11 protein-coding genes are annotated in these 13719 nt (G+C 61.8%); 7 read left to right on the forward strand and 4 right to left on the reverse strand.

Annotated features, from left to right (window positions below):
* The first annotated feature begins 53 nt into the window (after nt 1–53).
* Both J8I87_RS16505 and dut read left to right on the forward strand, forming a co-directional pair.
* Nucleotides 54–1058, forward strand: coding sequence for an LLM class flavin-dependent oxidoreductase (locus J8I87_RS16505; protein WP_209932558.1), 1005 nt, complete (start codon nt 54–56; stop codon nt 1056–1058).
* 59 nt (nt 1059–1117) lie between these two features.
* Nucleotides 1118–1564, forward strand: coding sequence for a dUTP diphosphatase (gene dut / locus J8I87_RS16510; protein WP_209932559.1), 447 nt, complete (start codon nt 1118–1120; stop codon nt 1562–1564).
* A gap of 104 nt (nt 1565–1668) precedes the next feature.
* Here dut and clpA read toward each other — a convergent pair whose 3' ends face one another.
* A complete protein-coding gene (gene clpA, locus J8I87_RS16515) occupies nt 1669–3969 on the reverse strand; it encodes an ATP-dependent Clp protease ATP-binding subunit ClpA (protein ID WP_209932561.1) in 2301 nt (766 codons plus the stop codon).
* On the reverse strand, nt 3966–4280 hold the full coding sequence (clpS, locus tag J8I87_RS16520) for an ATP-dependent Clp protease adapter ClpS (protein WP_012399982.1): 315 nt from the start codon (nt 4278–4280) through the stop codon (nt 3966–3968). Before clpS ends, clpA begins: the two co-directional genes overlap by 4 nt.
* A gap of 540 nt (nt 4281–4820) precedes the next feature.
* Here clpS and cspD point away from each other — a divergent pair.
* Nucleotides 4821–5027: a cold shock domain-containing protein CspD gene (cspD, locus tag J8I87_RS16525; protein WP_007586257.1), complete on the forward strand. Its 207-nt coding sequence runs from the start codon at nt 4821–4823 to the stop codon at nt 5025–5027.
* Nucleotides 5028–5122: 95 nt separating this feature from the next.
* On the opposite strand, the gene J8I87_RS16530 is transcribed toward cspD, so the two are convergent.
* Nucleotides 5123–6754: a multicopper oxidase family protein gene (locus tag J8I87_RS16530; protein WP_209932562.1), complete on the reverse strand. Its 1632-nt coding sequence runs from the start codon at nt 6752–6754 to the stop codon at nt 5123–5125.
* Between the two features lie 652 nt (nt 6755–7406).
* The gene (icd, locus tag J8I87_RS16535) at nt 7407–8663 is read right to left on the reverse strand and encodes an NADP-dependent isocitrate dehydrogenase (RefSeq protein WP_209932564.1); all 1257 of its coding nucleotides are present in this window, start codon (nt 8661–8663) and stop codon (nt 7407–7409) included.
* 383 nt (nt 8664–9046) lie between these two features.
* Between icd and J8I87_RS16540 the strand changes: the two genes are divergently transcribed.
* The 4 genes from J8I87_RS16540 to fusA all read left to right on the forward strand — a co-directional run bounded on the left by J8I87_RS16540 (nt 9047) and on the right by fusA (nt 13363).
* A complete protein-coding gene (locus J8I87_RS16540; protein WP_209932565.1) occupies nt 9047–9616 on the forward strand; it encodes a pseudouridine synthase in 570 nt (189 codons plus the stop codon).
* 416 nt (nt 9617–10032) lie between these two features.
* Nucleotides 10033–10227 (forward strand): hypothetical protein, encoded by a 195-nt coding sequence (locus J8I87_RS16545; protein ID WP_209932566.1) that lies wholly within the window; start codon nt 10033–10035, stop codon nt 10225–10227.
* A gap of 146 nt (nt 10228–10373) precedes the next feature.
* Complete coding sequence (locus tag J8I87_RS16550; RefSeq protein WP_209932567.1) at nt 10374–10889, forward strand: DUF192 domain-containing protein; 516 nt, start codon at nt 10374–10376, stop codon at nt 10887–10889.
* A gap of 368 nt (nt 10890–11257) precedes the next feature.
* A complete protein-coding gene (fusA, locus tag J8I87_RS16555) occupies nt 11258–13363 on the forward strand; it encodes an elongation factor G (RefSeq protein ID WP_209932569.1) in 2106 nt (701 codons plus the stop codon).
* Nucleotides 13364–13719 lie beyond the last annotated feature (356 nt).

The following is a 13719-nucleotide window of genomic DNA, read 5'->3' on the forward strand; positions in this document are numbered from 1 at the left end:
TCGTGAATGGCCACGCTCGCATGCAATCCATCAGCTAACGCCATGGTGTTGTCATGACCCTGCTCTCCGTGCTCGACCAGACGCCCGTGATCGACGGGCATAAGGTGGCCGACGCGATCGCCGCGACGGTCGAACTCGCACAACTCGCCGACGATCTCGGCTATACGCGCTACTGGTGCGCCGAACATCACGGGCTTTACGGCGTATCGAACCCGTGCCCGGAAGTGCTGCTCGCACACCTCGGCAGCGTGACCAAGCGCATCCGCATCGGCTCGGGCGGCATCATGCTGCCGTACTACAGCCCATTCAAGGTCGCCGAGCAGTTCATGATGCTCGAGGCGCTGTTTCCAAACCGCGTGGACCTGGGCGTCGGACGCGCGCCGGGCGGCGACATGCGTACCGCGCAGGCGGTCGCCGCGGGCGCATACAACCGCGGCGAGCAGTTCCCGCAGCAGGTCGCCGATCTCGTCGGGCTGATGGATGGCACGCTGCCGTCCGATCATCTTGGCTATGGCGTGCTGCTCCAGCCGCAGATCGAAACGCGTCCGCAACTGTGGGTGCTCGGTTCCAGCGATTTCGGCGGCATGCTGGCCGCGCAACTCGGCATTCGTTTCTCATTCGCGCATTTCATCAATGCGCACTTCGGGCACGCTGTCGCGCAAGCGTATCGCGAGCGCTTCAAGGCCGGTCATGAGCAGAAGCCTTATCTCGCCGCCGCCGTGTTCGTCATTTGCGCGGACACGGAGCGCGAAGCTGCCGACCTCGAAAAAGCCGTCGATCTGCGCCGCGTGCAGATGGCGTACGGCCTGAATGCGCCGATTCCTTCGATCGAACAGGGGCTCGCGCAGGAATATGGCGAACGCGAGGTGCTGATCATCGACCGGGAGAAGCCGCGCAGCATCATCGGCACGCCGGAGTCCGTGGCCGAACGGCTGCGTGCTTTGCAGGAACAGTTCGAAGCAGACGAACTGATCGTGCTTACGGTCACGGGAAGCTATCGTGCGCGCTTGCGCTCGTACGAACTGCTGGCCGAAGCGTTCGAACTCGGCAAGCAATAACAGGCAATCAGGCGAAACGCGCCAGCACACGCCACCCTTTCAACCTCTCACCACACTGCATGAAACTCGATCTGAAGATTCTCGACCCGCGCATGCGCGAACAACTCCCCGCCTACGCCACGACGGGCAGCGCGGGCCTCGACCTGCGCGCGTGTCTCGACGCGCCGCTGAAGCTGGAGCCCGGTCAAACGGCGCTGGTGCCGACGGGCCTCGCGATCCATGTCGGCGATCCCGGCTATGCGGCGCTGATCCTGCCGCGCTCGGGCCTCGGTCACAAGCACGGCATCGTGCTCGGCAATCTGGTCGGCCTGATCGACTCCGACTATCAGGGCCAGCTGATGATCTCGACGTGGAACCGTGGCACGACCACGTTCACGCTGAATCCGATGGAGCGGCTCGCGCAACTGGTGATCGTCCCCGTGGTGCAGGCGGAGTTCAATATCGTCGACGATTTCGAAACGAGCGAGCGCGGCGAAGGCGGTTTCGGCAGCACGGGCAAGCACTGAGCCGTTGCTCAGTTTTTGCTGGACACGTTTGACGCGCGGCAAAAAAAACGGCGTGGGTTGTGAAACCCACGCCGTTTGCTTTTGCTTCGGATCTGTAAAGCCGCTCAGTCCACTTCCACCGCTTCCGGATTCGGATTGCGCGGCGGCGCCGAGTTCTCGTCGAACGTCAGCTGGACCTTGTCGTCCGCATCGACGTCGACCGTCACGCGGCCGCCGTTCATCAGCTTGCCGAACAGCAGTTCGTCGGCCAGCGCGCGGCGGATCGTGTCCTGAATCAGACGCTGCATCGGACGCGCACCCATCAGCGGATCGAAACCGTGCTTCGCCAGATGCTTGCGCAGCGCATCGGTGAAGAGCGCGTCGACCTTCTTCTCGTGCAGCTGGTCTTCCAGTTGCATCAGGAACTTGTCGACCACGCGCATGATGATTTCTTCATCGAGCGAGCGGAAGCTGATCGTCGCATCCAGACGGTTGCGGAACTCAGGCGTGAACATGCGCTTGATATCGGCCATTTCGTCGCCCGTCTCGCGGCGCGTCGTGAAACCGATCGTCGACTTCTGCATCGACTCTGCGCCCGCATTCGTCGTCATGATGATGATGACGTTGCGGAAATCCGCCTTACGGCCGTTGTTATCGGTCAGCGTGCCGTGGTCCATCACCTGCAGCAGCACGTTGAAGATATCCGGATGCGCCTTCTCGATTTCGTCGAGCAGCAGCACGCAATGCGGCTTTTTCGTCACGGCTTCCGTCAGCAGACCGCCCTGATCGAAACCGACGTAACCCGGAGGCGCGCCGATCAGACGGCTGACGGCGTGACGCTCCATGTATTCCGACATGTCGAAGCGGATCAGCTCGATGCCCAGCGTGAACGCCAGTTGGCGCGCCACTTCCGTCTTGCCGACGCCCGTCGGGCCTGAGAACAGGAACGCGCCGATCGGCTTGTCGGTCTTGCCCAGCCCCGCGCGCGCCATCTTGATCGATGCGGACAGCGCGTCGATCGCGGGGTCCTGACCGAACACGACGGCCTTCAGGTCGCGGTCGAGCGTCTGCAGCTTGCTGCGGTCGTCCTGCGACACGCTTTGCGCCGGCACGCGCGCGATCTTCGAGATGATTTCCTCGATCTCGCTCTTGCCGATCGTCTTCTTCTGCTTCGACTTCGGCAGGATGCGCTGCGCCGCGCCCGCTTCGTCGATCACGTCGATTGCCTTGTCGGGCAAGTGACGATCCGTGATGAAACGAGCCGACAGCTCAGCCGCCGCCGACAGCGCACCCGACGAGTACTTCACGCCATGATGCTCTTCGAAGCGCGACTTCAGGCCGCGCAGGATTGCCACCGTCTGCTCGACGGTCGGCTCGGTCACGTCGATCTTCTGGAAACGGCGTGACAATGCCGCGTCCTTTTCGAAAATGCCGCGGAACTCGGTGAACGTAGTCGCGCCAATGCACTTGAGCGTGCCCGACGACAGCGCCGGCTTCAGCAGATTCGACGCGTCCAGCGTGCCGCCCGATGCGGCGCCCGCGCCGATCAGCGTATGAATTTCGTCGATGAACAGAATCGCGTTCGGACGTTCCTTCAACTCCTTCAGAACCGTCTTCAGGCGCTGTTCGAAATCGCCGCGATACTTGGTGCCCGCAAGCAGAGCGCCCATATCGAGTGAATAGACCTGTGCGTCGACCAGGATGTCGGGCACTTCGCCGCGCGTGATGCGCCACGCGAGCCCTTCCGCGATCGCCGTCTTGCCGACGCCTGCCTCGCCGACCAGCAGCGGGTTATTCTTGCGGCGGCGGCACAGCACCTGCACGACACGCTCGACTTCCGCTTCGCGTCCGATCAGCGGATCGATGCGGCCGTCCTTCGCCATCTGGTTCAGGTTCTGCGTGAATTGCGCAAGCGGCGTTTCTTTTTGCGCGGCCGCTTCGTCCGACTCGGCGTTCGTGTCGCTCGACTTCGCGGCTTCCGAGTTGTTCGTCTTCGCGATGCCGTGCGAAATGAAATTGACGACGTCCAGACGCGTCACGCCCTGCTGCTGCAGGTAGTAGACCGCGTGCGAGTCCTTCTCGCCGAAGATCGCCACGAGCACGTTCGCGCCCGTCACTTCCTTCTTGCCGTTCGACGTGGACTGGACGTGCATGATCGCGCGCTGGATCACACGCTGGAAACCCAGCGTGGGCTGCGTATCGACGTCGTCAGTGCCCGGAACGGTCGGCGTATTGTCGTGAATGAAGTTGCGCAGGTTCTGACGCAGGTCTTCGATGTTGGCCGCGCATGCGCGCAGCACTTCGGCAGCCGTCGGGTTGTCCAACAGCGCCAGCAAAAGATGTTCGACCGTAATGAACTCATGCCGCGCCTGGCGCGCTTCCATGAACGCCATGTGCAGGCTGACTTCCAGTTCCTGGGCAATCATGCTTCCTCCATCACACACTGCAGCGGATGCCCGGCCTGCCGTGCGTGGGTAACGACTTGCTCGACTTTGGTCGACGCGATATCCCGCGTGTAGACCCCACAAACTCCCCTGCCTTCTCGATGGACCTTCAACATGATCTGCGTTGCGGTCTCACGATCTTTATTGAAATATTCCTGCACGATCATCACGACGAATTCCATCGGCGTGAAATCGTCATTCAACAGCACCACCTTGAACATGGCAGGCGGTTTCAGCTTTTGTTCCTGCCGCTCCAGTACGGTGTTGTCCTGCTTGTCCGGGATAATCGCCATACACCCATTCTAAACAACTCGGACAGGCCCGCAATCCTGTCAAAACCCGACCGGCTGGCCGGACATTCGTTCCCTCCGGCCCTGTCGAGCGGCCTGTCGCGGGTGCGCTTCGCGCCAGGCCGCGTGCGGTTGCGGCCTTCCGGTAAATCTGTAATGCAGCGTATGACTGCAGTCGGATCGAGTATCGCACAACCCGCGCCAGCAGGCTGACGACCCGCCAGGTCAGAACCGGCATCCCCTTCCGCAGAACAGCATGTGAGTCGATTATGCGACTTTTCAAGACGGACCGCTTGCGCCACCGCACATAAGAAAAGCGGGAGAAACCCTGGAAATTGGTTCTTTACAACGAAGAAATGGGCGTCTCAAAATTTTCTTGACACTCGAATAAAGAGCCTCAACAATCAAGCTGGCACTTTTTTCAATAAGCGGTCTATACGAAAAAATGCCGTTGGTGAGCTTGTGAGGAGGGGCGACTGCATCCCGCGGTCGTTGAGCTTTTCGAGGGCTCGTGGCAGCTTTTGAGTTACAGGGGAAGTTGGTATGGCAACTGGTACGGTCAAGTGGTTCAACGACGCAAAAGGTTTCGGATTCATTACGCCCGACGAAGGCGGTGAGGATCTGTTTGCACACTTTTCGGCTATCCAGATGAACGGTTTCAAGACCCTCAAGGAAGGCCAGAAGGTGAGCTTCGAGGTCGTTCAAGGCCCGAAGGGCAAACAGGCATCGAACATTCAGTCCGCAGCCTGATACGGTTCGATTCCGCAGCCTTGAAAACCCGGCCTCGCGCCGGGTTTTTTCGTTTCCGGCGCGAGTCGCGTGTCTATCGATAACTACGGCGGCGATCAGACAACCTTGAGGGTCGCCATCATGCCGAGGTCCTCATGTTCCAGGATGTGGCAATGGAACATCCGCTCGCCCGCGTCGCGCTGAACCGTCGCGATGCGCACCGTCTGTCCCGGCTGCACATTGACGGTGTCGCGCCACGCGAGAAACGGCTCCGGCGTTTTCGCGCCGCCCTGCTCGCGCTCGATCACCTGAAACTGCGTGCCATGCAGGTGAAACGGATGATCCATGTCGGTGCGGTTTTCGATTGACCATACCTCGACCTCGCCGCGCCGGCTCGTCAGCGCGATGCGCGCCGGATCGAACGCCGCGCCGTTGATCAGGAAGCGCATGCCGGGCGGCAGCGCCGACATCGACGCGCCGGGACGGTGCATCGCCATCATGTCCATCGCCTCGGTGAAGACGACCGATTTTTGCGGTGCATTGCCATCCGCATGACCCGTCGATGACAGCAGCGGCGCGATGTGCCGCAGCGTTTGCGGCACGGCGCGCGCCGCCGCTTGCGCGCCTGGCTCGAAGCGGATGTCGGCGAGCGGTTTGGCCGGCTCGGGAGGCAGGCCGCTGCCCTCGGTCATCGTCATTTTGCGGCGGTCGTAGACGGCAGCCGTGAGCGTCGCCGTCGATGGCTGCGCACCCGCGCGCACCACGATTTCCGCGCGCTCGCCCGGCGCGAGCAGCAGCTCCGTCAGACCGTCGCGCGGCTTGTCGAGCAGGCCGCCATCGGTGCCGACCTGAGTGAAGATCTGTTTGTCACCGAGCGACAATCTCAAATAGCGGGCATTGCAACCATTCCACAGACGCCAGCGCTCGTCCTGCGCGATGGCGATCAGAGGACGGCGCGCGCCGTTCACTAGCACGAACTGGCCTTCGCGGCCGTTCATCCAGTCCATGACGTCGTTCGGCGCAATCGATGCGTCGCTCGCGAGTTTCAGGTCCGAGAAAAAAAGATGCCGTTCGGGAAACGCGGCGAGGGGATCGTCGGCGGCACGCACGACGATGGGGCCCGCGAGCCCGCGAAACACCTGCTCCGACGACATCATGTGCGGATGCGAGTGATACCAGTACGTGCCCGCGCTGCCCTGCGGCAATGTGAAACGGTACACGTGCGTCCCGCCCGGTGCGACGGGATTCATCGGATTGCCGTCCTGATCGGGTGGAACGGGCAGACCATGCCAATGAATCGTCGATGCTTGCGGCAGATGGTTGACGAAGCGGATCTCGACGTTATCGCCTTCGCGCACGTCGATCAGCGGCCCGACGATCGGCCCTTGCGCGGCGTCGCCGTAAAGCCACAACGAGGTGGAATGCCCCGCCATTAGCTGGCGGCGCACGGGTTGCGCGACGAGCATCGCGCGAAAGACGCCGGGCTCCGTGCTCTCGTTCGCGAGTTTTCGCAATGCGGCAAGCGGCGCGCCCGCGGGCAGCGCCGTCTCGGGCGCGAGTTTCGCGGCGGGTTGGCCGGCGTGCGGTTTTGCGGCATGAGTCGACGGCATGCCGGGCATGTCTTCCATATCGCTCATGCCGGACGTGCCATGCATGTCATGCATCGAATGCTGTGCGAAGACGCCGCGCGCGAAGAGCGACGCGACGGCGGCGCTCAATGTGCGGGCGAGAAATTCCCTGCGAATCATGGATCGGTTCCTTGCTGATGCGGCGCGGCAAGACCACTGCGGGCGGCGCGCATCGATCATGTGATCTCGGGCGAGCGTGAAGGCGTTCACGCGTCGTTTCGTGTTGTGCGCTGCTCAAAGAGGCGCTGACATCGAACGGTCACACGATCGGCGGCCGCACTGGCGGCGCGCGGGGTGACGCCGGCGCGTGCGGGATCGCTAGCGGCGCCCCGCGCGGGGGACGACGCTGTGAGCGCGGGCACCCGCACGGTTGACGGCAGCGCGCTGCAATGCGGGCCGCATGCCGTCACGCAGCACGACGAGTGAGCGTGGCCGCATGGCAAACGGGAATCGCGCGAGTGAATTGACCGATCGTCATACGCTGCCATCGCGAGCGCCGGTTCACGTGCGCTGATCGTTCGCTTCGATGCGTCGTGATGCTCGCACGCAGACGCGCGTTGCATGCCGAGCAAGGCGAGCGTCAATACGATGATGATGCGCGACAACAGGTTCATGTCGGTCGAGGCGAACATGCGCTGTCTGGAGTCGAATGGTATCGGCCGATCATAACGCAGCCGCGCGGCTGGAGCCGCCAGGCGCACCGCAAAAACAAAACCCCGCCGGGCGTGGGCCCGGCGGGGTTCGTCTGTGGTACGCAAACGCTGGTCCGCGCTTACATGTTCTCGATCATCACCTGCCCGAAGCCCGAACACGACACCTGCGTCGCGCCTTCCATCAGACGCGCGAAGTCATAGGTGACGCGCTTCGAAAGAATCGACTTCTCCATCGACTTGATGATCGCATCCGCTGCTTCCGTCCAGCCGAGATGACGCAGCATCATTTCCGCCGACAGGATCTCGGAACCGGGGTTCACATAGTCCTTGCCCGCGTACTTCGGCGCCGTGCCGTGCGTCGCCTCGAACATCGCGACTGAATCCGACATGTTCGCGCCAGGCGCGATGCCGATGCCGCCGACCTGCGCCGCGAGCGCATCGGAGATGTAGTCGCCGTTCAGGTTCAGCGTGGCGATCACGTCGTACTCGGCGGGACGCAGCAGGATCTGCTGCAGGAACGCATCGGCGATCACGTCCTTCACGACGATGTCGGTGCCCGTCTTCGGATTCTTCACCTTCATCCACGGGCCGCCCTCGATCAGCTCCGCGCCGAATTCCTTCTGCGCAAGCGCATAGCCGTAATCACGGAACGCGCCTTCCGTGTACTTCATGATATTGCCCTTGTGCACCAGCGTGACCGTGCGGCGCTCGTTGTCAATCGCGTACTGGATCGCCTTGCGCACCAGACGCTCCGTGCCTTCGCGCGACACCGGCTTCACGCCGATACCCGACGTGTCCGGGAAGCGGATCTTCTTCACGCCCATTTCTTCGCGCAGGAACTTGATGACCTTCTTCGCTTCCGGCGACTCAGCCGCCCATTCGATGCCCGCGTAAATGTCTTCCGAGTTCTCGCGGAAGATCACCATGTTGACCTTTTCCGGCTCGCGCAGCGGCGACGGCACGCCCTTGAAGTACTGCACGGGACGCAGGCACACATACAGGTCGAGTTCCTGGCGCAGCGCGACATTCAGCGAACGGATGCCGCCGCCGACGGGCGTCGTCAGCGGCCCTTTGATCGAAACGACGTACTCCTTCAGCACCTGCAGTGTTTCGTCGGGCAGCCATACGTCGGGACCGTAGACCTTGGTCGCCTTTTCGCCTGCGTAGATTTCCATCCATTGGATCTTCTTCTTGCCGCCGTACGCCTTTTCGACGGCTGCATCGACTACCTTGATCATCACGGGCGTAATGTCGACGCCCGTGCCGTCGCCTTCGATATACGGAATGATCGGCTGGTCGGAAACGTTGAGCGAGAAATCCGCGTTGACGGTGATCTTGTCACCGTCAGCCGGAACCGTAATGTGCTGATACGCCATGATCGGACTCCAGTGATAGCTGTGCTGTGAGAACAGGTCGAAATGCGAAACCGGGGCGCTCCTCGTATGCGCGACGCGGCGCAACGCCGATGCAAATGCCGATGCCAGAGGCCGATGCAGCAAGCGGCGAGGCGCCTATTCTAGCCCACGTCGGCACCCGTCCGCCCTCGGGACGTGCACGGACACACGCGTTTTTTGGCGGTGGCGCAGATCGGAGACAGGCTTCGCGCGTCCTATGTCTTATATAAGATATAGGACTCGACGACCGCTATTATGCTTTAAGATCTCGTGATTTGCTACGGCTCCTGGCCGTTGTTTATACAGGCAACGCGTCGATTGCGGCGCCGCAGCCGCGCCATCCTGCCCGTCGTCCTGATACACGCATGACTCTGCTCGCCCTCAACAAACCCTTCGGCACGATCTGTCAGTTTTCGCCGCACGAGACGCGCGCGTCGCTCGCCGACTGGGTGAAGGTGCCGGGCGTCTATCCCGCGGGACGCCTCGATTCCGACAGCGAAGGTCTCATCCTGCTCACGGACGATGGCGCGTTGCAGGCGCGCATCGCCGAACCGCGTCACAAGCTGGTGAAGCGCTACTGGGCGCAGGTGGAAGGCGCGCCCTCCGGGCGCGATCTGCAGGCGCTCGCGCGCGGCGTCGATCTGGGCGACTATGTGACGCAGCCATGCCGCGCGGCGTTCGTCGAATCCAGCGACCTGCTATGGGCGCGCACGCCACCCATTCGCTATCGTGCCGCGATTCCCACGACATGGATCGAGCTCTCGATCACGGAAGGCAAGAACCGTCAGGTGCGCCGGATGACGGCGGCCGTCGGCTTTCCGACACTGCGGCTCGTGCGCGTCGGCGTCGGCGTGCTCGATATTTTTTCGCTCGGATTGCAGCCTGGCGAGAGCATCGCGCTGCCGGCGCGCGCGCCCTGGGACGGTCTCCGATAGCGCCTTGGTCGAACGCGAAAGATCCGTCCATTGCCTGCTAAGCCGTTGTCCCGACATGCATTTTCGTGTGATTCCACAATCGGTATGCGCGCGCAAAAGCGCCCAAAAAAGTGCCCAAAAAATCAAATGGAAACTCCGGGCGCGCACTCGAAAAATTTCCTGAAATTTTTCGTCAACCGTGTCGCGAGCTCACGCGTTATTCGACGCAGATGCCGCTGAAGCTGTCCGGCATTCAGCCTCAAGAGCCTTTGCACAAGCCGCTCCAACGACGTGTAAGAAGGTGTCTGAACGCTCGCAGCCGCAAAGAAAAATTTCTTCGATGCGGATGTCAACCGAAAGGTGGACGGCACGTTTAACGACATGACTCAATCCAACCGGGTCATTGGGTTAATTTACTAAAGCTGAGGATTCACACAATGAACAAACTGATCGCCGCTCTGGTCGCTGGTCTCTTCGCAACGGCAGCATTCGCACAAGCTTCGGCACCGGAAGCGGCAGCTCCGGCAGCTCCGGCAGCAGCTTCGTCGCACAAGGCAACGAAGAAGGTTTCGCACAAGAAGTCGCACAAGAAGGCAGCTCCGGCAGCAGCAGCTTCGGCAGCGTCGGAATAAGTTTGTTGTTGCAATAACGCAGTCAAGAATTAGCTTCACGGCCGTTCTTACGGCGTTGAAAGGCAGATGGCCACAAGGCTCTCTGCCTTTTTGTTTTTGACGCGCTCGCGTAACATTCGCGGTTCATATTCAGCAAGGAGTCACTCGTGCGATTTTCATTGCGCTCGTTGATGGCGCGCTTCGCAGTTGCAGTTGCATTGCCTGTCGCTGCAGTGTCCGCATTGTCGTTGGCTGCGACGTCCGCGCAGGACGCGCACGCGCAGCCGATGCCGCAAGGCGCGAAGCAGCCCGGCGATTTTCCGCGCGCGAAACTCTCGGCGGGCATGTTCGTCATCGACGCAGCCGTCGCCGCGAACGACACGGACCGCGAGCAAGGCTTGATGTACCGCACGCAACTCGCGCCCAACGAAGGCATGCTCTTCGTGTTCGGCGAGAACGCCGTGCATTGCTTCTGGATGAAGAACACGTTGATTCCGCTGTCGATCGCGTTCATGCGCGCGGACGGCACGATCACGGATATCGACGAGATGAAGGCGGAAACGACGGACAACCATTGCCCGAAGAACAACGGCGTCTATGCGCTCGAGATGAGCAAGGGCTGGTTCACGTCGAAGGGCATCAAGCCCGGCATGAAGATTCAGGGGCTGCCGGCGCCGCAATAGGCGAACTGCAGAAAGCGCCTGCCGTCGATGCGGCGCGCGCCCCGCTTCGGGCTTTCGCGCGACTGTGCGGCTGTCCCGTACCCCGTACCTTGGCAGTCCCGGCGGTTCGCCCGCTGGAACTGCACCCGCCGCACGACACAACGCGAGCCGTCGCGCCCCTGGGGCGCGCCGGCTTTTTTGCGTCCGCTGCACCGCAACGCGGCGCGCGAGCCCCGTCTGGCGTGCGCTGGCAGGATTCCTGCAAAAGCCAGGGCGACACGCTATTCTTATAGTCTCACCAGCAGCACCGAGATCGTCCGGGCAGCGCAGCAGATATCAGCGGAAAGGCCCGGCGCCATTCACCGGCGCGCCAACTCATGGAGGTTCACGTGCCCCGCAAGACTCCTATCGAGCGATACCGGAACATCGGTATCAGTGCTCACATCGATGCCGGCAAGACCACCACCACCGAACGCATTCTTTTCTACACCGGCGTGACTCACAAGATCGGCGAGGTTCACGACGGTGCGGCGACGATGGACTGGATGGAACAGGAGCAGGAGCGCGGCATCACGATCACGTCGGCGGCCACGACGGCGTTCTGGAAAGGCATGGCCGGCAATTATCCGGAGCACCGGATCAACATCATCGACACGCCGGGGCACGTCGACTTCACGATCGAAGTCGAGCGCTCGATGCGCGTGCTCGACGGCGCCTGCATGGTGTACGACTCCGTCGGCGGCGTGCAGCCGCAGTCCGAAACCGTGTGGCGCCAGGCGAACAAGTACAAGGTGCCGCGCATCGCGTTCGTCAACAAGATGGACCGCGTCGGCGCGGACTTCTTCCGCGTGCAGCGGCAGATCGGCGAGCGCCTCAAAGGCGTCGCCGTGCCCATCCAGATTCCCGTCGGCGCGGAAGACAGTTTCCAGGGCGTCGTCGATCTCGTGAAGATGAAGGCGATCGTCTGGGACGACGAGAGCCAGGGCATCAAGTTCTCGTACGAAGAGATCCCCGACAACCTCAAGGAACTCGCGCACGAGTGGCGCGAAAAGATGGTCGAGGCCGCGGCGGAATCGAGCGAAGAACTGCTCGAAAAGTATCTGACCGATCATGAGAGCCTGACGGAAGACGAGATCAAGGCGGGCATCAGAAAGCGCACCATTGCGAATGAGATCGTGCCGATGCTGTGCGGCAGCGCGTTCAAGAACAAGGGCGTGCAGGCGATGCTCGACGCCGTGATCGACTATCTGCCGTCGCCTGTGGACGTGCCCGCGATTCTCGGCCACACCGAGGACGACGAGCAAGCGGAGCGTCATCCGAGCGACGACGAGCCGTTCTCCGCGCTCGCGTTCAAGATCATGACGGACCCGTTCGTCGGCCAGTTGATCTTCTTCCGCGTGTATTCGGGCGTCGTCGAATCGGGCGACACCGTCTACAACCCGGTGAAGGAAAAGAAGGAGCGCCTCGGCCGCATTCTTCAGATGCACGCGAACGAGCGCAAGGAAATCAAGGAAGTGCGCGCGGGCGACATCGCGGCCGCCGTCGGTCTGAAGGAAGCGACCACGGGCGACACGCTATGCGACCCGAACAACATCATCATCCTCGAACGGATGATTTTCCCGGACCCGGTGATCTCGCAGGCGGTGGAGCCGAAGACCAAGGCCGACCAGGAAAAGATGGGCATTGCGCTGAACCGTCTCGCGCAGGAGGACCCGTCGTTTCGCGTCACGACCGACGAGGAATCCGGCCAGACCATCATCTCCGGCATGGGCGAGCTGCACCTCGAAATTCTCGTCGACCGGATGAAGCGCGAGTTCGGCGTCGAGGCGACCGTTGGCAAACCGCAGGTTGCGTATCGCGAGACGGTGCGCAACAAGGTCGAAAACGTCGAAGGCAAGTTCGTCAAGCAGTCGGGCGGTCGCGGCCAGTACGGCCATGCCGTGATCTCGCTCGAGCCCGATCACGGCAAGGGGTATCAGTTCATCGACGCGATCAAGGGCGGCGTGATTCCGCGCGAATTCATCCCGGCCGTCGACAAGGGCATTCAGGAAACGCTCAAGGCGGGGGTGCTCGCAGGCTATCCCGTCGTCGACGTGAAGGTGACGCTAACGTTCGGTTCGTACCACGACGTCGACTCGAACGAAAACGCGTTCCGCATGGCCGGCTCGATGGCGTTCAAGGAAGCGATGCGCAAGGCGAAGCCGGTGCTGCTCGAACCGATGATGGCCGTCGAAGTGGAAACGCCCGAGGAGTTCATGGGCAACGTGATGGGCGACCTGTCGGGCCGCCGAGGCATCGTGCAAGGCATGGAAGATATCGCGGGCGGCGGTGGCAAGCTCGTGCGCGCCGAAGTGCCGCTCGCGGAGATGTTCGGCTATTCGACTTCGCTGCGCTCGCTCACGCAAGGCCGGGCGACTTACACGATGGAGTTCAAGCACTATGCCGAGACGCCGACGAACGTGTCGGAGGCAATTATTAATTCGAAGGGCAAATAGGCCGGTGTTTCGTTGACCACACAAGCCCGTTCGCAAGGACGGGCTTTTTTGTTGGTTCGCGCCCGCCGAGGCGCGAAGCATTCCTGCGCAGACGGTTCACAAATCGGCGCTCTATTCGCAGCCTCTGCGCGATCGTTTTCTTCTCCAGGCAATCCTGACGATGGCTTGCCGCATGAGGTCTTGAATATGGTTAAAAGTTTCGACGGCTGACGGTGCCATCGCATGAGACGTCAATTGGCCAAAGATCTTTCCAGTCAGGCATTCGCTTGCGAACCGCTGCACCATTCGCATCCGACGATCCATACGCAAACTTTTTGACCGTGCCAGAATGACCTGACGCAAAGGCGCAAGCGCGC

Source organism: Paraburkholderia sp. LEh10, from assembly GCF_017814945.1.
Classification (GTDB): Bacteria; Pseudomonadota; Gammaproteobacteria; order Burkholderiales; family Burkholderiaceae; genus Paraburkholderia.